This window comes from Belliella pelovolcani, from assembly GCF_900156785.1.
GTDB lineage: Bacteria > Bacteroidota > Bacteroidia > Cytophagales > Cyclobacteriaceae > Belliella > Belliella pelovolcani.
On record NZ_FTOP01000019.1, the window covers coordinates 1 to 21894 of the forward strand.

Below are 21894 nucleotides of genomic sequence, written 5' to 3' on the forward strand. Positions count from 1 at the left end.
AAGCTGAGAAAAACCCTGTTTTTGAACGAGGGTCAGCAAAAACTGGCAAAAATGTTCGATTTTTGATTTTGGGTGTCCCAGTGTCGAAGTCAGGAAAAAAGAGCTTAGTGATTTAAAAAAGCTAACAAATGATTTCTAAACCTGTTTAAATGAAAAATATTTCAGAAGTGATTCTTCAAAAATACTTATAATTTTTGCTTGGACTTGATCTCTTTTTGCTTTTTCCATTCCAGCCAAGCGATGTGTAGGAAGTTTGCTAATAACAAAAAAGTAAAAGAAGCCCAGATCGCCCCTCTGATACTTCCAAGATATTCAAAACCCAAATAATGCGGAGCTAAAATAGCTGCATGGATAGCGATGGCAATATTGAGTATTTTTTTGTTCATAAGTTCATTTTCATTGATTGATAAAAATAAATAAACCATCCTAAACCCAAAAGTTTAAGGATGGTTTATTATATGCAATTACCAAATTAAATTACATAATTATCCATGATCAACAGTTCACAGCAGCTCCAAATATAGCATTCACTTTGTTCTAGGTGGCTAATTCTAAGAAATCGTTTACACAAATATTTAATATGTATATCAGCTATTACACCTATAGCCATTGATAATATTGTATAAAGTTCATTTCAAATCGACTATAGTCTGTTGACAGTTGACTGAGGGCTTTTTTATTACCTCAAAGGCTTATACTTAATCCTTTTAGGAGTCACATCACCGAGACGTTTTTTCTTGTTCTCTTCATAATCGGAGAAGTTACCTTCGAACCAATATACTTGAGAATCTCCCTCAAATGCCAAGATATGGGTACAAATCCTATCCAAAAACCATCTATCGTGGGAAATGATCACCGCACAGCCCCCGAAATTCTCCAATGCTTCTTCCAAAGCTCTTAGCGTATTCACATCCAAGTCATTGGTAGGTTCATCTAGCAACAAAAGATTTCCGCCTTCCTTAAGTGTCATCGCCAAGTGAACTCTATTGCGCTCTCCACCGGATAGTACACCAACTTTTTTCTCTTGATCAGAACCTGTAAAATTGAATTTTCCTACATAAGCACGAGCATTCATTTCCTTGTTTCCAAGCTTGATGATTTCGTTTCCTCCAGAGATCGACTCATAGACTGACTTATTTGGATCCAAGCTGTCGTGCTCTTGATCTACATAAGCGAGCTTTACCGTCTCTCCTACTTCGAAGTTGCCAGCATCTGCTTTTTCTCTCCCAGTTATCAATTTGAAGAGTGTAGATTTACCAGCACCATTGGGACCAATTATTCCTACAATTCCACCTTGAGGCAGATTGAAAGATAAATTTTCAAAAAGCAACTTATCTCCAAATGCTTTAGAAACGCCATTGACTTCGATTACCTTTGCGCCCAATCTAGGCCCTGGTGGGATGTAAAGCTCTAGCTTTGCTTCTTTTTCCTTACCTTCTTCGCTGATCAGTTTGTCATAAGCGCTTAGACGCGCTTTTCCTTTGGCCTGACGAGCCTTGGGAGTCATTCTGATCCATTCCAATTCTCTTTCAAGCGTTTTTTGCCTTTTAGATTCAGTTTTCTCTTCCTGTTTCAGTCTATTTTGCTTTTGATCTAGCCAAGAAGAATAATTTCCTTTCCAAGGAATCCCTTCTCCCCTATCCAATTCCAAGATCCATCCCGCAACATTATCCAAGAAATACCTATCGTGAGTTACTGCGATGACAGTTCCTTTGTATTGTTTGAGATGTTGCTCAAGCCAAAGAACTGACTCAGCATCGAGGTGGTTGGTAGGTTCATCAAGGAGCAATACATCCGGTTCTTGAAGCAAAAGTCGACAAAGCGCTACTCTCCTTTTTTCGCCACCAGAAAGATTCCCAACAATAGCATCACTTGGTGGCAATCTAAGCGCATCCATAGCTTTCTCCAACATGGTCTCTAACTCCCAAGCATTGGCAGCGTCAAGCTTCTGCTGTACATCCCCTTGCTTCTCGATCAGCTTATCCATGGCATCAGGGTCTTCCATCAAGGCAGGATCCATAAATTGCTCGTTGATCGCTTCGAACTCTTTCAAAAGCGCGACAGTCTCCGAAACTGCTTCTTCCACGATGTCCTTTACTGTTTTGGTGGGATCTAGTTGAGGCTCTTGCTCCAGCATGCCTACTGAATAGCCAGGCGACCATACTACCTCACCCTGAAATTCTTTATCTATTCCTGCAATGATCTTTAATAAGGAACTTTTACCTGATCCATTGAGGCCTAGGACGCCGATTTTGGCTCCATAGAAAAATGATAGATAGATATCTTTGAGTACTCTCTTTTGAGGGGGGTAGATTTTGGATACCCCAGCCATTGAAAATATGATCTTCTCTCCGCTCATTTGCTGTGTTTTTGATTAAAATTCGTCAACTTAAGGAACAAAGATGCAAAAAAAGGGCTTTCTTAGGATATATGATTTCGAATTAATTAATTTGCAATTAGTATAGAATATAAACCACTACAACCTATTAAATCAAAATGGAGCATCCATACGGATACATTAAGGACGATAAGGTATTTTTGAAGGGATTTTTGGGCCAGCCCGATAGAATAATCGGCGAAGTCAAAGAAGACAAGGCATCCACCCTAAAGTACTTTGAAGACAGATTTGCTACAGTCACTGAGAAAGTAGAGAATCTTAAAAAAGACATAGAAGAGAATCAAAACAAAGGATCATTTCTAATGAAACTGATCCATTTGAGAGATTCTTTGATGCAATACGATGCATTGGGAGATTTTGTCCCATTGATAGAAGACCTCAATCAGCTAGAAGCCTATCTAGAAGACATCATCAAGAAGAATAGAGAAAGAAATCTTGAGATCAAGCGTGGGTTAATTTTAGAAGCAGAAACACTCAAAAACAACACAGATTGGAAAGAAACTTCAGAGCTATTCAAAGAGCTGAAGTTGAGGTGGATCAAGACTGGTCCAGTGGAAAAGGAATTTGAAGAAGAAATTGAAAACTCCTTCAATACAGCAGTGGATACCTTCTTTGAAAACAGAAAGCAATTCTTTGAAGGCCTAGCCTTGCAAGCGGAAGAAAATATTAAAGTCTACGAAGACCTTGTGAGGCAAGCACAAGAAGCCTTCAACAATCCCGATGCGAAAAAGGCATTTGAAATCAGCAAGAGAATCCAAAAAGAATGGAAAGCATCCGGGAAAGTTCCAGCTGAAAAAAGACAGCCACTCTGGGATGAATTTTCTAAACTGAACAACCGTATATTCAGTAGATTCAGAAGGGAAATGCAATCCGGGCCAAGACTTAACCCAAGAGAAGTGATCGCCAAAATGGAATCGATCACCGAAGAAATGAAAAAACTTGCGTATCAGGAAAGCACTCCTATGGTAACCTCACAAGCTAAAAAGCTTCAAGCAGAATGGAAACCCTTGAGTCAAACGCGTCCAAGAGATGCTAACTTGATCACTAGAAATTTCATCTTTTATTCAGAAATTGTTTTTGAAAAATCATTCTTGAATAGGCTTGCGATATCAAAATACGATGACTTCAGGGACAAATCAGATGAAGAACAAGCCAAAATCAAAATAGTCATACTCAAAGATTTACTTCATAGGGACGAGAGCGAATTGAGAACAGTGAAAGAAAATTCGGAAAACTTCAGAAGTCAGGAGCCAGATTTTGAAATTATGATGAGGAGAAAGATCAGTGCATTTAGGAGAAAAATTGATGTGAAAAATTTTATCTTAAAGGAACTTTCAAACAAATAATCAGTTAAAGATTGAAAATTTAAAACAATTTCTATTTTTGCAACCCGTTAAGGCGGTAAACAATTAAAATATTGACACTATGTACTGGACATTAGAACTTGCATCCTACTTAGAAGATGCTCCATGGCCTGCAACCAAGGACGAATTGATCGATTACGCAATTCGTTCGGGTGCTCCTTTGGAAGTTGTAGAAAACCTCCAAGAACTGGAAGATGACGGTGAGCCTTACGAGAACATCGAGGAGATTTGGCCGGACTATCCTACAAAAGATGACTTCTTCTTCAATGAAGACGAATATTAAAAAAGAGCCACTTTAGGCTCTTTTTTTTATTAATTCAATACTGATCAAAGCCCCTTTCTATTATAGTCCCAAGACCTGCTTGAGTTTTGGATAACCTGTCTTGCTTACAGGCACCTTTCCTCCCGACTTCAACAACAGCAAATATCCATCTTTTTCATATGGCTCAATCTTAGTAATCTCTCCAAGGTTGACAATATAAGACCGATGCACCCTAACAAATTGCTTAGGATTAAGTGTTGATTCAAAAAATTTCATCGTCTTATTCTTTAAAAATTTTCCTTCAGCCGTGTAAATATTTACATAATCGTCATTTGCTTCTAAGTACCTCACTTCTGAATAAGGAATAATCTTAATCTCGTTTTTATCCTTGAGCACAATGCGCTCCGAAGGTCCGCCAAAATCGATTTTAGACAAAATCGTTTCAATTGGTTTTTCTTCATTTCCTTGGAGTTTGACGAATTTTTCAAAAGCAATAGCAAAGCGATCTTTGGAAAACGGCTTCAAAAGATAGTCCACAGCATGAGCATCAAAAGCTTTCATGGCGTAAGCATCATAAGCTGTGGTGAAAATCACTGCTGGAGCTTTTTCAAGTAGTTCTAACATTTCAAACCCTGTAATTTTTGGCATTTGTACATCTAGGAATATAAGATCTGGGTTATGCTCTTTGATCGCCTTCAGTCCTTCAAATCCATCATGGCATATTGCTTTTATCACAGCTTCTGGGAAGTCGGCTAAATAATCTTCTACAAGCGATGCCGCTAAGGGCTCGTCATCAATGATGATGATATTGATCATAGTTTTGGGGTATTTTGATTTGAACTTTAAACAACATGGAATCAGCCTGAGTAGCCAACAGGTCATGCCTACCAAACAAAAGAAACAACCTTCTTTTAATCACTTCAAGACCAAAGCCCTCTCCTGTAGCTTGCCCTGCTTGAGGATCATATGGATTAATAATTCTAACCACCAAGTAAGCCTCTTCTAGGCTAAAAGATACACTTATATTCACCTCTCCCAGTAAGCCATATAAGCCATGCTTGATTGCATTTTCTAACAAAGGTTGAACAAGCAAAGGAGGTAATTTACATACAGCAACTTCTCCTTTTTGATCAAAATCAATGCACAATCGATGGCCGAACCGAACCTTTTCTATGCCTACAAATAAATGTAAAAATGCTAATTCCTCCTCCACAGAAATCCATTTCTGATCATCTTTCCTGATGGTTCTTCTGAGAAATTCAGAGAGCTGAATCACCATTTCTTGTGCTCGCTCAGGATTTCGGTGAAGTAATGAACTGATAGAGTTGAGGCTATTGAACAAGAAATGCGGCTGCAATTGTTGCCTCAATTGATAAAGCTCAGCTTCTTTGGCGAGTTTTTGGATCTGCTCTTCTCTTTCTTTGTGCTGTAACTGGGATTCTAGCTTAGTTTGCAAAAGCAAGACCAAGGCATAGCCAAGACAAAGCAAAAAAGTGATGAATAATTTTACTATAAATGAATCAGCCATGAAACCTAGATAAGCTTCTTCATTTCTTAAGAAAAACTCAACAGTGAACATGCCTGAATAGAAAACAATCAAGGAAATCAAAAAAGGAAAAGCAATAAAAATATATAACCGCCTACCTTGTGGCGTGTAGAACTTAAAAATATTCTCTAAAAGAAAAAAACCCAACACCAAATAAAAAGTACAAATACCTACATCTACAAATGCAGCTATTAGACTTGCACCATAAGACTGAATCAAATAAGCCACTCCAATTATCCATAGCAAGATAATCGGAATGGCTTTGTACCATAGTGAGCTAGAAAATTTGAATACTTGACTGATCACAGGTACAAGTTGGTTTAGAATGATTTAATCTCCAAGCCTCCAAGAATCACTGAGCCATATATTTTTAAAATCTTTTTAGGGTCTGGACTTACATTTTGATACAAACGCTTGTCTTCCACACCAGCTAATACATTGGAAACATTTACTTGGACTTGCCAATGCGGAGGCACGACCAATTTGACACCTCCAAGTGCCACTTCGATGTTGAGCATAGCTGGCTCAGTCATATCGGCTTGACTAAGGTCGATCTCGGCCCCACCCAAAATCGCAGAGATTTTACCCCCTTTGAAATTTTTGGAAAGTATGCGCTTTTGATCACCAGACAAGAAAGCTTGAGACGAAATGATTTCTGGTTCGAATCCAAAATTATTAGAAGCTTGTTCTTTTGAATTTCCCTCCTCGTCTACTACTTCAGCATCCTGTGCGGTAGCATTAAAACCTGAAAAGCCTTGGCTTCCTGTCCCAAAAAGCTTATCTGGAGTCTTTTTCTGATTGATCAAGAAATACAAACCAGCACCTATTAACCCAAAAGCGATCACATAGCCCTCAAAACCTGCGGGCAAATCGACGTACTTTTTCAACATAAAGAAGGATCCAAAAATGAGCATAAAATAGCCAAACCCATTTTTGAATTGAGAATTGATTAAAATCACCAAGCCTACTGCTATAAATATCATTGGCCAGGTAAAAAGCCAAAAAGGAAGGATGAAGCCGAGTTTTTTGATCAAAATGATCGCCCCGACCACAATCAAAATCACCCCTAGGGTGTAATTGTTACTTTGATTGCTGAATTTTTGATTCGTCATGTGGATAATGTTTAAAGTTGATGAAACAAAAATACATCAGACTTCAATCACATTGCGCCATCAATAGGTGGAGCACATCCAAAACTCGGTAAAAACCAAAATTTGATCGGTGAAATTATTTACGCAGTAAAAACTCTGCGTATTCCAAGTCTTCTGGAGTTGTGATTTTGATATTTTCCAAGTTGCCAGCGATCAATTCCACCTGCCAGCCTTGATGTTCATAAACTGTAGCATCATCAGTAAAGGTATGCAACTCTGGGACTTCGAAAGCTTTCTTGATTTTTGATACCTGAAAAGTCTGCGGGGTCTGCACCAATCTAAAGTATTGTCTCTCCTGAAAAACAGATTTCCCGTCATCTTGTAGCTTCCTGATAGAATCCTTGAGCGCAACCACAGCAATAGCACTACCTGACTTAGCGGCTACTTCATAGCTAGACTGAATCACCTCAGCTTCTACAAAAGGCCTTACCCCATCATGAATGGCTACTAGGCCCTCATGATCAGGGATCATATTTAAACCATTTTTCACTGATTGAAATCTACTTTTCCCTCCCGCTACCACTTGATGTGGTATCTGAAATTGATGTTGCTCACACAGCTCTGTCCACAATTCAAAATCATTCGCTGGGATCACTAGAATCAGCTTAATATTGAAAACTGCCCTTACAAATTTTCTCAAAGTATGCATCAAAACAGGCATCCCACCAATTGGGAGGTACTGCTTGGGCATAGGAGCACCCATTCTAGTGCCGCTTCCTCCTGCTACAATTACCGCATACTTATTCATACATACATTTTAATTTGAATGGCCAAAGTTGAGGAAATATTAAAAATAAAAAAAGGCTCTCGAGGAGCCTTTCTGTTATCAAATGATCAACATTGCATCTCCATAGGAGAAGAATCTATATTTTTCCTTGATGGCTTCTTGATAAGCCTTCATCACCAAATCATATCCACCAAATGCCGAAGCTGTCATCAGTAAGGTTGATTCTGGTAAATGAAAATTAGTAATCAAGGCATTCGCAATTTTGAAGTCATATGGTGGGATGATAAATTTATCAGTCCAACCATTACTTACTTTTAATCTATTGTTAGCTGTCACAGAAGATTCTATTGTCTTCAATGTTGTAGTACCTACTGCTACTACTCTTTTTTTATTGTCCAAAGCTTCATTGACAAGATCTACTGTGCGCTGTGGAATGTCATAATTTTCAGAATCCATCTTGTGCTTGGTCAAGTCCTCTACATCTACTTGACGGAATGTTCCGAGACCTACGTGTAAGGTTATAGGTGACACTTCTACACCCTTTAGCTCAAGCCTCTTCAGCAAATGCGGTGTAAAGTGAAGTCCCGCTGTAGGGGCAGCAACAGCCCCCACATGCTCTGCAAAAATTGTCTGATACCTCTCCCTGTCTTCTGGCTCAATTTTTCTATCTATATATTCTTTGAGAAGAGGTGTCTCTCCTAAAGTATCGATCGTTTTATAAAACTCTTCATCGGTTCCATCAAATAAAAATCTAATCGTCCTTCCTCTAGAAGTAGTGTTGTCTATTACTTCTGCAACCAAATCACTATCTCCAAAATAAAGTTTATTACCAACACGGATTTTTCTCGCTGGATCTACGAGCACATCCCAAAGTCTCAATTCCTGATTGAGCTCTCTTAAAAGAAAAACTTCAATCTTAGCCCCTGTTTTTTCTTTGTTTCCATATAATCTGGCAGGAAATACTTTCGTGTTATTCATCACAAAAACATCTCCATCTCCAAAGTAATCAGTGATTTCTTTGAACATTCGGTGTTCGATTTCACCTGTTTTTTTGTGAACAACCATCAAACGAGACTCATCTCTGTTCTCAGCTGGATAAAGGGAAATAAGTTTTTTTGGAACTTCGAATTTAAAATCGGATAACTTCATATAGAATGAATGTAGTGTGCTTAAGATTAATTTTACGATACTTCGTAAAAAGTGCAAAGTTAACAAGAAAAATCCCTAAATGTATGCTATCTTGTGAATTAGTTTTTATATCAACATGTATTTGCCGTGATCGTAATCAAACTAGTATGGGAAAGCATCCTATTTGCTCTCCAAGCTTTAAAAGCCAACCTCACTAGAACAATTCTATCTTTGTTGGGGGTGACAGTCGGAATTTTCGCCATTATTGCTGTTTTCACCTTGGTCGACTCTCTTGAGAATAATATTAAGAATAGTCTGAGTTTTCTTGGCAATAATGTTATGACTGTAGATAAGTTTGACTACTCTGCTGGAGGCCCAGATTTTCCTTGGTGGAAATACTTCAGAAGGCCTAACAATACTTTTGCAGAATATACTTTTCTAAGAGACAATGTTAGAAATGCAGATGGCATCACCATCTTTGCAGATGCGAATGTAACCGTCCAATCGGGCAACAATTCTTATAGTGGGACTTCTCTCAAAGGGGTTTCTTTCACTTACAAAGACGTCTATGATGTACCAATAGGGGCTGGAAGATTCTTTACAGAATTAGAAATCAACTCGGCTCGTAATGTCATTCTAATAGGAACCAAAATCGCCAATTCACTTTTCTCAAACAGCGACCCGTTGGGGAAAGAATTGAAAATACGTGGTCAAAAATTCTTTGTCATTGGTGTATTTGAAGAAGAAGGTGAAGCCTTATTTGACACCCCTTCTAAGGATGAAGCTGTGATGGTTCCTTATGGGACATTTACCAAACTTTATAATGTTGGCAGGTATGGACTTGGTCCAAGCATCGCTATGAAAGGTCAAGAAGATGATGCTGGCTTGATTGCCTTAGAAAATGAAGTCAAAGGATTGCTCCGTGCTAAAAGAGGACTAAAACCCACCGAAGAAGATAACTTCTCCCTCAATAAGTCTGAATTTATCATGAATACAATCGGATCTATTTTTGATGTGATCAGTGGTGCGGGCTGGGTGATAGGAGGATTTTCTATCCTTGTCGGAGGGTTTGGAATAGCCAACATCATGTTTGTATCTGTGAAGGAAAGAACAAGCATCATAGGTCTACAAAAATCCCTTGGTGCTAAAAATTACTTTATCTTATTCCAATTTCTTTTTGAAGCTATGTTTCTCAGTCTTATAGGAGGAATTGCCGGAATCATCCTAGTCTACCTGATTACTTTTATACAATTGGGATCGTTGGAATTGACCCTTACCTTTGGTAATATTATCCTAGGTCTAGGAGTATCTTCTATGATTGGAGTTGTCTCTGGGATAGTCCCTGCGACCCTGGCTGCCAGATTGGACCCCGTAGAAGCAATCAGATCAAATTGACCAAACAAATTATTCTTAAATAAAAAAAGACCCGCTTTCCAGCAGGTCTTTTTTTACTATTTATTTAACATGATTATCCGCTTTCTTGTCAGTAGAACCTAAAATTGGAATAAATATATGATTTCAAGCCAATATCAATGAATATCCAATATCTATTAGTATCGGATTGATCCAGCACCCAATTTAAATTGGTTAGTTTTCTTATTGCAGATATACATATTATTTAAATACAGGTTTTATTTAGTTGTTCACATTTCCAAACGCTACATTTACCTTAATCTTCTCCCAGTTCTTCAGGTAAAGACACTGCCCCTAGACCTGCTTTTTCCTTGATCTTCTTTTCTAATTCTTCCATCAATTCTGGGTTGTCCAGAAGTAGGGACTTAACGGCATCTCTACCTTGACCAAGCTTATTACCTTCATAAGAAAACCATGAACCTGCCTTCTTAATGATATCAAACTCCACACCTAGATCAATGATTTCTCCTACTTTGGAGATGCCTTGCCCATACATGATATCAAATTCTACCACTTTGAAAGGAGGGGCAACTTTATTTTTAACAACCTTAACCTTAGTTCTATTACCAAGTATATTATCAGCAGATTCTTTGATCTGACCGATTCTTCTTATATCCAACCTTACAGAAGCATAAAACTTCAAGGCATTACCGCCAGTGGTAGTCTCAGGGCTTCCAAACATCACCCCGATCTTATCTCTCAATTGATTGATAAAGATACAAGCACAACCTGTTTTATTGATTGCACCAGTGAGCTTTCTCAAGGCTTGAGACATCAACCTTGCCTGTAGCCCCATCTTACTATCTCCCATATCACCTTCAAGCTCACCCTTGGGAACCAAAGCTGCCACGGAATCAATCACTATAATATCAATCGCTCCAGACCGAATCAAATGCTCCGCAATTTCCAGTGCCTGCTCGCCATTATCAGGCTGAGAGATCAAGAGGTTCTCTGTGTCAATACCTAATTTTTCGGCATAAGTCTTATCAAATGCGTGTTCAGCATCTATAAATGCAGCTAACCCCCCAGCCTTTTGAGCTTCCGCTATGCAATGCATGGTCAAGGTTGTCTTACCAGAAGATTCTGGACCATAAATCTCAATTACTCTACCTCTAGGGATCCCACCAATACCTAAAGCCATATCTAGGCCCAAGGAACCTGTGGAAATAGCTGGGATATCCTGGACTTTATTGTCACTGAGTTTCATGACAGTACCTTTTCCATAAGTCTTCTCCAACTTATCAATGGTCAACTGCAGGGCTTTGAGTTTTTCTGTATTTGCGCTCATATTTGAATATTAACTTTTTCTTGATTTGAATTTGTGAAATTAATGATTGATACTTGGAGAACCAACCATCATAAACAACATAGTCGGATAATCCGTACCTAGCAAAGGTTAAATAATGCTAACAAGTTATCAACTGTAAATATTGGAATAAGATTTGAAAAGACTTGTTCAGAAAATAAAAGTTAATGAAAAATCATTTATTTAAGTCACTAATTGTCGCATTTTTTTGCAGCTTGGGATGCCTCTCTGGATTTGCCCAACAAAAAAACAATGCTTTCAAGCAAGGGGAAGAACTCACTTTTAAAGTTTCTTACGGCTTTCTAGATGCTGCGGAAGCAAAAATGAAAGTTTATCCAATGGTAAGCACCATCAATAGTAAACCTGTCTACAGAATAGATGTGACTGGAGAGACCCTTGGGTTATTCAAGTTATTCAAAGTAAATGATACCTGGGGAAGCTACTTAGATACTACCAAAATCATCCCATATCAATCTTATAGATTCATTGAAGAGGGCAAATACCGCAAAAATGAAAGAGTGATCTTCGACCATGAAAAAGGTAATGCCAAAGTGAGACTGTACGATAGAGACAATAAAAAAGTGGTCGATACTAAGGATTACAAAGTCCCTACCAATGTACAAGATATTGTGAGTGGATTTTATCTACTCCGCACCATGGATTTGAAAAAGTACAAGAAAGGAGACATCATCCATATCACTGGATTTTTTGACAAGGAAATATATAACCTAAAATTAATATATGAAGGCAAAGAGAAGCTATCCACTCAAGTAGGAGACTTTGATACCTTTATGTTTACACCAATTATGCCTGCCAATAAATTATTCAGAGGAGAACATCCAGTGACAGTATGGGTCTCTGATGATCAGAACAAAATCCCATTGAAGATCAAAGCACGGCTGATGGTCGGCGCACTCAATATGGATATCACAGAAGCCAAAGGATTGCGTAATAATTAATTGACACTCCGTTAACAATGGCTTAACATTAGGGAGTCAAATAAAAATTTTCTGTTGTTTTTAGGTTTCTCAATCAATAAGAAGCAAATTTATGTGAGGTCTTTTTCTAAATTAGCATCAGAATTAAACCAGAAACCAGCGGCATAGCCATGAGTGAAAAACAGAAAGTCAAAGTCCTTGTTGTCGATGATGAACCAGATATCATAGAGATACTGAGTTATAACCTCAAAAAAGAGGGCTATGAAGTAGAAACGGCCGAGGACGGGATTAAAGGCGTCAAACTTGCTTCCAAATTCCAACCAGATGTCATTCTGCTTGACATCATGATGCCCAACCAAGATGGTGTAGAGACCTGTAGGCAAATCAGAGAAATCCCAGAACTTAAAAACACTTTTATCATCTTCCTTACGGCTAGGTCTGAGGAATATTCAGAGGTAGCAGCCTTTGATGTAGGCGCTGATGACTACATCACCAAACCTATCAAACCGCGCGCATTGATGAGTAGAATCGCGGCACTTTTTAGAAGAGAGGCCAAAAAAGAGCAAGAACTCACCCAAATCAAGATCAAAGATCTGACGATAGATCGAACCAGCTACACCATTGACAAGAGTGGCAAGACGATCATTTTACCGAAAAAAGAATTCGAACTATTGTATTTCCTTGCAAAAAACCCTAATATGGTTTTCAGTAGAGATGAACTCTTGCAAAATATTTGGGGTGCCGATGTCTTTGTCTTAGCTAGGACCGTCGATGTTCATATCAGAAAAGTAAGAGAAAAGATCGGAGACGATTACATCACTACTGTCAAAGGCGTAGGGTATAAATTCGAACTGAACTGATCTAATCACACATGCTTACCACTTCAAGGGGGATCTCTTTTATTTTGGCAATTGCCATTTCTGCCTTGACGGTGGCATTTTTATATCTGATGGATGATGCCACAGCTACCTTACTTTTGGTCGCTGGAGCAATTTCATTTTCGGTCTCTTACATTCTGATGAATGTCACATTGGAATTCTTGATCTTTAAGGAAATCAGTAATATCTACACTGTATTAGAAAAAATTCAAAAGAAAGACATTTCTTCCATCAGTGAAAAGTCTACTCGTACATCCATCTCCCCACTACGCAAAATCAACAAAACCATCAACTCATATGCCCTTGCTAAAAACAAGGAAATAGAAACATTACAAAAGAATGCGGCTTTCAGAAGGGAGTTTATAGCTGATATTTCGCATGAACTCAAGACTCCTATTTTTGCAGCTCAAGGTTTTATCCATACTCTTTTGGATGGCGCAGTGGATGACGAGGAAGTGAGGTATAAGTTCTTAAAAAGAGCCGCCAAAAGCCTCAACTCTCTTGACAAACTGGTTCAAGATTTACTTACGCTCAATCAGATGGAAAGTGGTGTGATTAAATTTCATTTTGAGAAATTTGACCTGAAAGATTTGATATTAGAAGTAATTGAGGAATTAGAGCAAAAGGCGGCAAAGCGAGACGTCTTGATTCGCTTCTTCTATGACAAGTCCAAGACTTTTGTTACCACAGCCGACAAAGACAAAATATTCAGAGTATGCCAAAATCTGATTTCTAACGCCATCAAATACAATCATGATGGTGGTGAAGTGGAGGTTATTCTGCAAACGAACAAAAGCCAACATAGTGTTGAGGTCAAAGATAATGGCCAAGGCATTCCACCTGAAGACCTCAAAAGGATTTTTGAAAGATTCTACAGGGTAGAAAAAAGTCGCTCTCGAGAAAAAGGCGGTACTGGGTTGGGGTTGGCGATTGTCAAACATATTTTAGAAGCCCACCATAGTAAAATTGCCGTCAGCAGCACATTGGGCAAAGGCTCCATATTCAGTTTTTCTTTGCCAGTAGAAAAAGAAAAAAAGAAAGAGTCAAGCGACAAATAAATTATACAACTCTTCCAAAAGCTTCATCCAAATTGGCAAAAACCAATTCAGGAACTTTGAAGCCGAGCAATCTGGCAATTTCTCCCCCAAGCAACTCAGCGATCAATGCCTTTTCACGCTGACCCGCTCCTCTAAACTTCAATACATAGCTAAATCCATCATCCGCATCTGCCAAAGCGGGCAAAGAACCCCCTTCCCGCAATGGCATGACATAGCGCATGACATTGACGGTGCGCAGTTTTGAATTTGGTATTTGATTATTCATTCGGTAGTTTTTCTTATCCCAAAGGTAAAATAAAAGAGGAAATGTAAAGGCTAAAGAAAAGAGAGATTTCCGAATTAAAAACACCAGCGACACGGATATCGTATTAACCGTAGGCTTCAGTCTTCGGGAAAAAAAACAATCTCCGCCGAAAGTCCCGCAGGGATAAACGACATTAGATTATCCTGAAGATCGATCGTACTTACAACAATGAACCCATCAGCTACCATCTTTTACTATGGGTTGAAACCCATGGCTAAGATGTCGGTCCCTCATACGGAGTTCTATTATACAATCTCAAAATATTCTTTTGTCAAAATTTCTTCTACTTGATTTATTTCCATACTTTTGCGCCCTTATTGGGTTAAGAAGCTGCATGAAGAAAATTGATTTTAAAGATCTTATTCTGTTTGAAAATGAGGATTACCTCGTGATCAATAAGCTTCCATATTTATCGACATTGGATGACCGGCATGAGGCCCAGAATATTCTGGACTTGGCCAAAGGATACACCCCTGATGCCCAGGTGTGTCATCGTCTGGACAAGGAGACCTCGGGCTGCCTAGCAATAGCCAAGCACCCTGAAGCCTACCGTAATATCGCCATCCAGTTTGAAGACAGAAAAGTTGATAAAATCTATCATGCAGTAGTAGAAGGCATACACGAATATAAAGACTTACTCGTGGACCGCAATTTACTTGCAAACAATAAGGGAATCGCCAAAGTCAGCAAAGATGGCAAGCCAGCCCAGACTATTTTCAATACAGTCAGGACTTATTTCAAGCATTCCTTAATAGAATGCAAACCGATCACTGGAAGACTTCATCAAATCAGGGTACACCTAGCTTACTTGAAGTCACCGATCTGTGGAGACGAGACTTACGGCGGCAAACCACTCTTCCTATCTGCACTCAAAAGGCGATTCAATCTCAAACAAGGCACAGAAGAATTACCGATCATGCAGCGTGTTTCGCTCCATGCGTTTGCTTTGAAATTTACTGGAATTCAGGGCGAGGAGATTTATGTAGAAGCTCCCTACCCCAAAGACATGCAGGTATTGATCAAGCAGCTGGAAAAAACAGCCTAAGTGATGAAGCCAATTTATTGGGATGCATCATGTTGGACAAAATTCGATAAGAATAAAATAGGTCTAAGGTGAGAAAATGAATTCAATCTGATTGTACCGCTTTAGGATCAATCATAGTATTGGATTCTATATAAGCATCAAAAATTATTCATAATCACATGAAAATGTGGGTAATAATGATGTTTCTTTTGCATAGAAAAGAAATTACTTCTATCTTTGTGTCCCTTTTTGAGGGTGAAATATATTTAACAAGCTCATAATTAAACATTTACACAGTGGATACATTAAGCTATAAGACCGTATCAGCGAATGCCGCAACTGTAGAAAAAAACTGGATCGTAGTGGATGCCCAGGCTGCAGTATTAGGTAGATTCTCTAGTGAGGTAGCGAAAATCTTGAGAGGTAAGCATAAGCCTTCTTATACCCCTCATGTAGACTGCGGAGACAACGTGATTGTCATCAATGCAGACAAGGTTAGATTGACTGGTAAAAAGTGGAACGAAAAAGTATATGTTCGTCACACAGGATATCCAGGAGGTCAGCGTATTTCTACACCAAGACTATTGAAAGACAAATCAGCTTCAATCTTGGTAGAAAAAGCAGTAAGAGGAATGCTTCCAAAGAATAGACTTGGAAGACAATTGTACAGAAACTTATTTGTGTACAATGGCCCTGAGCACCCACATGCTGCACAGCAACCTAAAGAACATAAATTCTAATCAAAGCAGTCTATGGAAATTATCAACACAATCGGTAGAAGAAAGACGTCTGTTGCGAGAATCTACATGCAACCAGGCAAAGGTGAGATTTCTGTGAACAACAGAACCATCGAAGTTTACTTCCCATTTGATCTGCACCAGATCGTAGTTAAGCAGCCCCTTGCCCTTGTTGGCGAAGATGGAGCTTATGACATCAAAATCAACGTGGACGGTGGCGGAATCAAAGGTCAAGCAGAAGCAGCAAGAATGGCAATTGCCAGAGCACTTTGCGAAATCAACGCTGACCACAGAGAAGCATTGAAAAAAGAAGGTTTCTTAACTCGTGACTCCAGAATGGTAGAACGTAAGAAGCCAGGACGTAGAAAAGCAAGAAGAAGATTCCAGTTCTCTAAACGTTAATCTGGAGATTCTTCACATTTTATATCGAAACAACATCATATTTTAATGGCACAAATAGAATATAAAGACTTACTGGATGCTGGTGTTCACTTCGGACACTTAACTAGAAAGTGGGACCCGAGAATGGCTCCGTACATCTTCATGGAGAAGAACGGTATCCATATCATCGACCTTAACAAAACGCTTGTTTGCCTAGACGAAGCATCCAACGCAATCAAGCAGATCGTACGCTCAGGTAAAAAAGTCATGTTCGTTGCGACTAAGAAGCAAGCGAAAGACTTGGTAGCCGATGAAGCTAGAAGACTTAACATGCCTTACGTAACTGAAAGATGGTTAGGTGGGATGTTGACTAACTTCGCTACAATCAGAAAGTCCTTGAAGAAAATGTCTACCATCGATAAAATGATGAAAGAAGACGGCTACAAGAACTTGGCGAAGAAAGAACGTCTGATGATCACTAGACAAAGAGAGAAATTGGAATCAGTATTGGGTGGTATCGCTGACCTGACTAGACTTCCAGCTGCTTTGTTTATAGTAGACATCAAAAGAGAGCACATCGCTATCGCCGAAGCACAGAAGCTTGGTATCCCTGTATTCGCATTGGTAGATACAAACTCTAATCCTAACGAGGTAGACTTCCCTATCCCATCCAATGACGATGCTTTCAAATCAATCTCTTTGCTTGTAAAAGCGTTTGGCGCAGCTATCGAAGAAGGACTTTCTGAAAGAAAGAAAGACAAAGAAGATGCTAAACTCACTGAAGAAGAGGAAGCAAAAAGAGCTGTGGACGCCGATACACAAGAGTAATCCACTACTTTGAAATACATTACAAAAGATTGAACATACGGTACACACCTGTGTTCAATTTTTTGTTTTTGCCTGACCTTTGAGGTTTTTACAATCTAGGTTGAGCAATACACATACCCTTAAACCTCAAAGGTCTTCATTGCCAAGATTTTTGAAGTTTTATTGAAATAGAAAAAAGTTTAATCTCATAAATTGACAATACAATGGCTATTACTGCACAAGAAGTAAACAAACTGAGACAAATGACCGGTGCCGGTATGATGGACTGTAAAAAAGCCCTTACCGAAGCTGAAGGAGATTTCGAAAAAGCTATTGACATCCTTAGAAAAAAAGGTCAAAAAGTATCTGCTTCTAGAGCTGATAGAGAGACCAAAGAAGGAACTATCGTAACCAAAGTTAGCGCTGACGGTACTACAGGATACTTGCTTTCTTTGACTTGTGAAACTGACTTTGTTGCTAAAAACGAAGAATTCGTGGCTTTTGCTAATACTGCTTTGGAATTGGCAACTGAAAATAATGCAAGTTCTGTTGCAGACATCCAAGCACTTCCTTTTGAAGGAATCACAATAGGAGAGAAAATCATCGAATTGACTGGTAAAATCGGTGAGAAAATCGAAATCTCTCACTTTGAAGTAGTGAAAGACGAGGCGGTAGTTCCTTACATCCACTCCAATGGTAAATTGGGTGTATTGGTAGCTTTGACCAACACTAGCGGTGCAGACGTAGAAGAGGCAGGTAAAGATGTAGCGATGCAAATTGCTGCGATGAATCCAGTAGCTGTTGACAAAGACGGTGTAGATGCTTCTGTGATCGAGAGAGAAATCGAAGTAGGTAAAGACCAAGCTAGACAAGAAGGTAAGCCTGAAGAAATGCTTGAAAAAATCGCATTGGGTAAATTGAACAAGTTCTACAAAGAAAACACATTGCTTAGCCAAGCATTTGTGAAAGATGGTTCTTTATCTATCGCTCAGTACCTTGACAAAGTAAGCAAAGGCATGACCGTAGCTGCTTTCAAAAGAGTATCTATAGGGTAATTTAGATTTAAGATCTTAGATTTCAGATTTTAGATTAATACATAGCAAAAAAGCTGACTTCGAGAGGAGTCGGCTTTTTTTTGTAACCTTTTTGAGGTTTTTAGAACCTCGAAGGTTTTGGATTAAAAGTAATATCGAGTTTAAGTTAATTCCAAGGAGAAAGACCCTCGAGGTTTTGGAAACCACAAGGGTCTGAGTTGCTAACCTTTGAGGTTTTTAGAACCTCGAAGGTTTTAGTATCCATTTTTTTTCATAGGGCTCACTCGAAACTTTTAAAAGTGATTTTAAACCTAATCATCTCCCGTTCCAACGAAAAGATACTAAACACCAAGTACTATAGAAGCTTCGATATCTAATTTTCTACTGATTTCTCGGGCAATTTTAAGCGTTGGCTCACTTTTTCCATTTAAGTACTCACTGATTCTTGAGGTACTTACGCCAAGATATTCTGAAAGAGACTTTTGTGTTAAGCCTCGTTCTTGCATACGCAACCTTATAGCTTCCGACAAAGTTGGGTTAGGAATAGGGAAGTATTTCTCTTCATAGTCTGCAACTAAATCAGAAAGCAAGTTCAACTCAATGTAACTTTTGGAATCTGAATTTTCTATATTATCAGGGTTCGAAAGTAGCTCTTCTACCCTATTTAAGATTGCTTGATATTCTTTTTCGGATTTAATCATGTTTTAAATATTTTGAATATCCTGTATTTTATCATATTCTGCGTGTGTACCAATGAATCGGATATAAACCTTTTTGGCATTGAATGAAATTATAGCAATCAGCCGATAATTGTTTCCCTTGATATTGAAAACAAATCGATGATTCCCTACATAATCAACCGAATTGAAATCTTTTTTGATATCATTTAAAGAGCCCCATTCTTTCTTACTTGTAGTAGAATACCAGAATCGCAATGGCAATTCAACATCAGCATGCTTTTTTGCAAATTCCTGTATTCGTTTACAAGTAACGATCCTCATTAAATTTTTATAAGAATAAATTATTCTATATTACAAAACAAAGTTACGAAATATGTAATTAATTTACTATGCTTATTTACTGATTTTAAATCCTAAAAAAGACCTCGTAGAGGTCATATGTTTATAGAAAAGAACTAAGACGAGCTATTTGACCCCGCTGGGGTCGTACTCTTTTTGGCATGTTCGATGCTATAGACAAGTGATCCCTTTGGGATCAAAGGAAAAGTTGAAATCGAGATTGATGTAATCGTTAAAAACTGAAAATCTTCGTAAAAGGTATACCTGTCAGGTTTTGAAAAAACTTACTTCCTGTTAATGAAGGGATGATAGATAGATAGATAGATAGATAGATAGATACTTTTTCATAAAAATATTTTATAGTTAAGAATTTAATATTTCCAATGATAGATGAAAATAAAATTAGTTCCAAATATTTTTTGAAATAATTAATAACGGAAAAATCCTAATTAAAAAGTATTCATTGCATAAAATCAGGTTTTATAGTCTAAAATCATTCTTTTATATATGATTTTATTGAGCTTGTATTTTTGAAAAAATTTTTAGTCTAAAAATAAAATAAGCACAATGAACAAGCTTTACTTTCCCCTAAAAATGAAGAAGTTCAACCTCCCGTACCGATAGCGATACTCGGACAAGCGCTTCGGGGTTGTTATCCTCATCATCAACTTCAAACCCCGGGTAGCAACCCGGGGATTCAAAGTTAAACTACTTCGTAGCTGTTAAAAATTACTTCTAACATCTCGTCTCAAGCTTCTATTTTCTTATATCTTGATTCTTGTTTCGATTAAAGGAGTTCAACCCACTTCGGGGTTGTCGCTCCCAACTGTCATCTTTATTCCCCGCATTTCATACGGGGCTATTAAAATGTTGAAGCCCTTCAGGCTTGTGCTTATGGAAACCTCTCTAGCTTCTTAATTATTGTATCTAATTTCTAGTGTCTTATTTCTTGCTTCTTGCATCTTACTTCTCGCTTCATTGCATCCACCAGCTAAAGACCAAACTTAGCTGATCACTTTTGCTTCTATGCATCTTTGTGCAAGCAGTTCATCCTTCACCCTTCTGAATTCCTCCTTTCTTTATGCTTTATTCATCAGCTCCTCTATCTCCTCTGCTTCTATCGGGATATTGCGCATCAGGTCGAAGTTACCGTTGTCTTGAATCACAATGTTATTTTCCAACCGAATCCCCAAACCTTCTTCTTGAATATAAATCCCCGGTTCTACGGTGAAAACCATGCCGGGAGTTATCGCTTCATACATCGTCCCTACATCATGCACATCCAAACCTAAATGGTGTGAGGTTCCGTGCATAAAGTATTTTTTGTAGGCAGGCCATTTTGGGTCTTGGTTTTTGATATCTGTCTGATCGATCAAGCCCAAACTCACCAACTCGGACTGCATAATCAATCCAACTTCCTTGTGATAGTCTTGAATATTTGTGCCTGGTGTCAGCATATCCATAGCTGCTCTTTGCACCCGAAGGACTGCATCATAAACTGACCTTTGTCTTTTGGTAAATCTACCATTCACAGGAATAGTGCGAGACATATCAGCATTGTAGTTGCCAAACTCCGCTCCTACATCAAAAAGGATCAAGTCTCCATCCTTGCAGATTTCTTTATTTTCGATGTAATGCAGCACACAAGCATTTGCACCAGAAGCGATGATGGGTTCGTAAGCAAAACCTTTACTTCTATTTCGGATAAATTCATGGATAAATTCCGCCTCGATTTCATATTCTGTAACACCCGGCTTCACAAAAGAGAGGATTCTTCTAAAGCCTTTTTCAGTAATGTCACAGGCGATTTGCATCTGATTGATTTCCTCTTGCTCCTTTACTGCCCTCAATTGATGCATCAAAGGAGCTACCCTATGATAGGTATGCAGCGGGTACCTTTGTTTACATAACTTGATAAATCTCGCATCCCTACTCTCCACTTGCACATCAGCTCTGAGGTGTTCGTTGGTATTGAGGAAGACATGTTCACTCAAGGCCATCAGTGTATTGAGCACTTGCTCGAAATTCGTGACCCATTGGATATTTTGAATTCCTGAAGCTTCGAAGGCTTCTTCTTTGGTATATTTATGTCCTTCCCAGATGGCAATATGCTCGTTGGTCTCACGCAAAAACAAAACCTCCCGCATATCAGGATTTGGGAAATCTGGACATATTACCAAAATGGACTCTTCCTGATCAATTCCAGAAAGGTAAAAAATATCATTATTCTGTCTGAATCGCATGGTACCATCCGCATTGGTAGGCATGATGTCATTGGAATGAAAAACAGCTATGGATTTGGCTGGGAGCTTTTCGCTTAACTTCTGACGATTTTTGATGTAAAGTTCTTTTGGAAGGGGGGTATATTTCATTTTGCGTTTGATTTTTACTTTCTATATACAAATATAATTTTCTAAGG

22 protein-coding genes and 1 pseudogene are annotated in these 21894 nt (G+C 38.5%); 11 read left to right on the top strand and 12 right to left on the bottom strand.

Annotated features, from left to right (window positions below; genetic code table 11):
- Positions 1-185: 185 nt before the first annotated feature.
- Both BW935_RS16000 and ettA read right to left on the bottom strand, forming a co-directional pair.
- Positions 186-386 (bottom strand): hypothetical protein, encoded by a 201-nt coding sequence (locus tag BW935_RS16000; protein WP_076502851.1) that lies wholly within the window; start codon positions 384-386, stop codon positions 186-188.
- Between the two features lie 293 nt (positions 387-679).
- Entirely contained in the window at positions 680-2359 is a 1680-nt protein-coding gene (gene ettA / locus BW935_RS16005) for an energy-dependent translational throttle protein EttA (RefSeq protein WP_076502801.1), read from the bottom strand.
- 137 nt (positions 2360-2496) lie between these two features.
- Between ettA and BW935_RS16010 the strand changes: the two genes are divergently transcribed.
- The gene (locus BW935_RS16010; protein WP_076502802.1) at positions 2497-3744 is read left to right on the top strand and encodes a DUF349 domain-containing protein; all 1248 of its coding nucleotides are present in this window, start codon (positions 2497-2499) and stop codon (positions 3742-3744) included.
- 79 nt (positions 3745-3823) lie between these two features.
- Positions 3824-4045 carry a DUF2795 domain-containing protein gene (locus BW935_RS16015; RefSeq protein WP_008625540.1) on the top strand — a complete coding sequence of 74 codons (222 nt, stop codon included), beginning with the start codon at positions 3824-3826 and terminating at the stop codon, positions 4043-4045.
- Positions 4046-4105: 60 nt separating this feature from the next.
- Here the strand turns inward: BW935_RS16015 and BW935_RS16020 are convergent, their stop codons facing one another.
- From BW935_RS16020 to queA, 5 genes are all read right to left on the bottom strand, one after another.
- A complete protein-coding gene (locus BW935_RS16020) occupies positions 4106-4840 on the bottom strand; it encodes a LytR/AlgR family response regulator transcription factor (RefSeq protein ID WP_076502803.1) in 735 nt (244 codons plus the stop codon).
- Complete coding sequence (locus BW935_RS16025; RefSeq protein ID WP_076502804.1) at positions 4818-5876, bottom strand: sensor histidine kinase; 1059 nt, start codon at positions 5874-5876, stop codon at positions 4818-4820. Before BW935_RS16025 ends, BW935_RS16020 begins: the two co-directional genes overlap by 23 nt.
- A 14-nt stretch (positions 5877-5890) precedes the next feature.
- Positions 5891-6682, bottom strand: a complete 792-nt coding sequence (locus tag BW935_RS16030) for a LiaF transmembrane domain-containing protein (protein WP_076502805.1) — start codon at positions 6680-6682, stop codon at positions 5891-5893.
- 115 nt (positions 6683-6797) lie between these two features.
- Positions 6798-7469: a 2-C-methyl-D-erythritol 4-phosphate cytidylyltransferase gene (locus tag BW935_RS16035; RefSeq protein ID WP_076502806.1), complete on the bottom strand. Its 672-nt coding sequence runs from the start codon at positions 7467-7469 to the stop codon at positions 6798-6800.
- A 78-nt stretch (positions 7470-7547) separates the two neighbouring features.
- The gene (gene queA / locus BW935_RS16040; protein ID WP_076502807.1) at positions 7548-8597 is read right to left on the bottom strand and encodes a tRNA preQ1(34) S-adenosylmethionine ribosyltransferase-isomerase QueA; all 1050 of its coding nucleotides are present in this window, start codon (positions 8595-8597) and stop codon (positions 7548-7550) included.
- Between the two features lie 126 nt (positions 8598-8723).
- On the opposite strand from queA, the gene BW935_RS16045 reads away from it, so the two are divergent.
- Positions 8724-9971 (top strand): ABC transporter permease, encoded by a 1248-nt coding sequence (locus BW935_RS16045; RefSeq protein WP_076502808.1) that lies wholly within the window; start codon positions 8724-8726, stop codon positions 9969-9971.
- 274 nt (positions 9972-10245) lie between these two features.
- On the opposite strand, the gene recA is transcribed toward BW935_RS16045, so the two are convergent.
- Positions 10246-11277: a recombinase RecA gene (gene recA / locus BW935_RS16050; RefSeq protein ID WP_076502809.1), complete on the bottom strand. Its 1032-nt coding sequence runs from the start codon at positions 11275-11277 to the stop codon at positions 10246-10248.
- A 185-nt stretch (positions 11278-11462) separates the two neighbouring features.
- On the opposite strand from recA, the gene BW935_RS16055 reads away from it, so the two are divergent.
- The 3 genes from BW935_RS16055 to BW935_RS16065 all read left to right on the top strand — a co-directional run bounded on the left by BW935_RS16055 (position 11463) and on the right by BW935_RS16065 (position 14169).
- Entirely contained in the window at positions 11463-12254 is a 792-nt protein-coding gene (locus BW935_RS16055; protein WP_076502810.1) for a DUF3108 domain-containing protein, read from the top strand.
- A gap of 149 nt (positions 12255-12403) precedes the next feature.
- The gene (locus tag BW935_RS16060; protein ID WP_076502811.1) at positions 12404-13093 is read left to right on the top strand and encodes a response regulator transcription factor; all 690 of its coding nucleotides are present in this window, start codon (positions 12404-12406) and stop codon (positions 13091-13093) included.
- Between the two features lie 11 nt (positions 13094-13104).
- Positions 13105-14169 (top strand): sensor histidine kinase, encoded by a 1065-nt coding sequence (locus BW935_RS16065; RefSeq protein WP_076502812.1) that lies wholly within the window; start codon positions 13105-13107, stop codon positions 14167-14169.
- Between the two features lie 10 nt (positions 14170-14179).
- Here BW935_RS16065 and BW935_RS16070 read toward each other — a convergent pair.
- Positions 14180-14434: pseudogene (locus BW935_RS16070) on the bottom strand (HipA family kinase); the annotation flags it as partial.
- Between the two features lie 373 nt (positions 14435-14807).
- Between BW935_RS16070 and BW935_RS16075 the strand changes: the two are divergent.
- The 5 genes from BW935_RS16075 to tsf all read left to right on the top strand — a co-directional run bounded on the left by BW935_RS16075 (position 14808) and on the right by tsf (position 18477).
- On the top strand, positions 14808-15518 hold the full coding sequence (locus tag BW935_RS16075) for an RluA family pseudouridine synthase (RefSeq protein WP_076502813.1): 711 nt from the start codon (positions 14808-14810) through the stop codon (positions 15516-15518).
- A 275-nt stretch (positions 15519-15793) separates the two neighbouring features.
- Positions 15794-16237 (top strand): 50S ribosomal protein L13, encoded by a 444-nt coding sequence (gene rplM, locus BW935_RS16080; protein ID WP_076502814.1) that lies wholly within the window; start codon positions 15794-15796, stop codon positions 16235-16237.
- 12 nt (positions 16238-16249) lie between these two features.
- Positions 16250-16636 carry a 30S ribosomal protein S9 gene (gene rpsI / locus BW935_RS16085; RefSeq protein WP_076502815.1) on the top strand — a complete coding sequence of 129 codons (387 nt, stop codon included), beginning with the start codon at positions 16250-16252 and terminating at the stop codon, positions 16634-16636.
- 45 nt (positions 16637-16681) lie between these two features.
- Complete coding sequence (rpsB, locus tag BW935_RS16090) at positions 16682-17443, top strand: 30S ribosomal protein S2 (protein WP_076502816.1); 762 nt, start codon at positions 16682-16684, stop codon at positions 17441-17443.
- Positions 17444-17646: 203 nt separating this feature from the next.
- A complete protein-coding gene (tsf, locus tag BW935_RS16095) occupies positions 17647-18477 on the top strand; it encodes a translation elongation factor Ts (protein WP_076502817.1) in 831 nt (276 codons plus the stop codon).
- 320 nt (positions 18478-18797) lie between these two features.
- Here the strand turns inward: tsf and BW935_RS16100 are convergent, their stop codons facing one another.
- The 3 genes from BW935_RS16100 to BW935_RS16110 form a co-directional block, all read right to left on the bottom strand.
- Complete coding sequence (locus BW935_RS16100) at positions 18798-19157, bottom strand: helix-turn-helix domain-containing protein (RefSeq protein ID WP_076502818.1); 360 nt, start codon at positions 19155-19157, stop codon at positions 18798-18800.
- Between the two features lie 3 nt (positions 19158-19160).
- Entirely contained in the window at positions 19161-19457 is a 297-nt protein-coding gene (locus BW935_RS16105; protein WP_076502819.1) for a type II toxin-antitoxin system HigB family toxin, read from the bottom strand.
- Between the two features lie 1097 nt (positions 19458-20554).
- A complete protein-coding gene (locus tag BW935_RS16110) occupies positions 20555-21847 on the bottom strand; it encodes an aminopeptidase P family protein (RefSeq protein WP_076502820.1) in 1293 nt (430 codons plus the stop codon).
- Positions 21848-21894: the final 47 nt, after the last annotated feature.

Bases quoted from the DNA above. Each gene is read 5' to 3' on its own strand.
- BW935_RS16000 (WP_076502851.1), bottom strand. From the start codon at position 386: ATGAACAAAAAAATACTCAATATTGCCATCGCTATCCATGCAGCTATT.
- ettA (WP_076502801.1), bottom strand. From the start codon at position 2,359: ATGAGCGGAGAGAAGATCATATTTTCAATGGCTGGGGTATCCAAAATC.
- BW935_RS16010 (WP_076502802.1), top strand. From the start codon at position 2,497: ATGGAGCATCCATACGGATACATTAAGGACGATAAGGTATTTTTGAAG.
- BW935_RS16015 (WP_008625540.1), top strand. From the start codon at position 3,824: ATGTACTGGACATTAGAACTTGCATCCTACTTAGAAGATGCTCCATGG.
- BW935_RS16020 (WP_076502803.1), bottom strand. From the start codon at position 4,840: ATGATCAATATCATCATCATTGATGACGAGCCCTTAGCGGCATCGCTT.
- BW935_RS16030 (WP_076502805.1), bottom strand. From the start codon at position 6,682: ATGACGAATCAAAAATTCAGCAATCAAAGTAACAATTACACCCTAGGG.
- BW935_RS16035 (WP_076502806.1), bottom strand. From the start codon at position 7,469: ATGAATAAGTATGCGGTAATTGTAGCAGGAGGAAGCGGCACTAGAATG.
- queA (WP_076502807.1), bottom strand. From the start codon at position 8,597: ATGAAGTTATCCGATTTTAAATTCGAAGTTCCAAAAAAACTTATTTCC.
- recA (WP_076502809.1), bottom strand. From the start codon at position 11,277: ATGAGCGCAAATACAGAAAAACTCAAAGCCCTGCAGTTGACCATTGAT.
- BW935_RS16055 (WP_076502810.1), top strand. From the start codon at position 11,463: ATGAAAAATCATTTATTTAAGTCACTAATTGTCGCATTTTTTTGCAGC.
- BW935_RS16060 (WP_076502811.1), top strand. From the start codon at position 12,404: ATGAGTGAAAAACAGAAAGTCAAAGTCCTTGTTGTCGATGATGAACCA.
- BW935_RS16065 (WP_076502812.1), top strand. From the start codon at position 13,105: ATGCTTACCACTTCAAGGGGGATCTCTTTTATTTTGGCAATTGCCATT.
- BW935_RS16075 (WP_076502813.1), top strand. From the start codon at position 14,808: ATGAAGAAAATTGATTTTAAAGATCTTATTCTGTTTGAAAATGAGGAT.
- rpsI (WP_076502815.1), top strand. From the start codon at position 16,250: ATGGAAATTATCAACACAATCGGTAGAAGAAAGACGTCTGTTGCGAGA.
- rpsB (WP_076502816.1), top strand. From the start codon at position 16,682: ATGGCACAAATAGAATATAAAGACTTACTGGATGCTGGTGTTCACTTC.
- tsf (WP_076502817.1), top strand. From the start codon at position 17,647: ATGGCTATTACTGCACAAGAAGTAAACAAACTGAGACAAATGACCGGT.
- BW935_RS16100 (WP_076502818.1), bottom strand. From the start codon at position 19,157: ATGATTAAATCCGAAAAAGAATATCAAGCAATCTTAAATAGGGTAGAA.
- BW935_RS16105 (WP_076502819.1), bottom strand. From the start codon at position 19,457: ATGAGGATCGTTACTTGTAAACGAATACAGGAATTTGCAAAAAAGCAT.
- BW935_RS16110 (WP_076502820.1), bottom strand. From the start codon at position 21,847: ATGAAATATACCCCCCTTCCAAAAGAACTTTACATCAAAAATCGTCAG.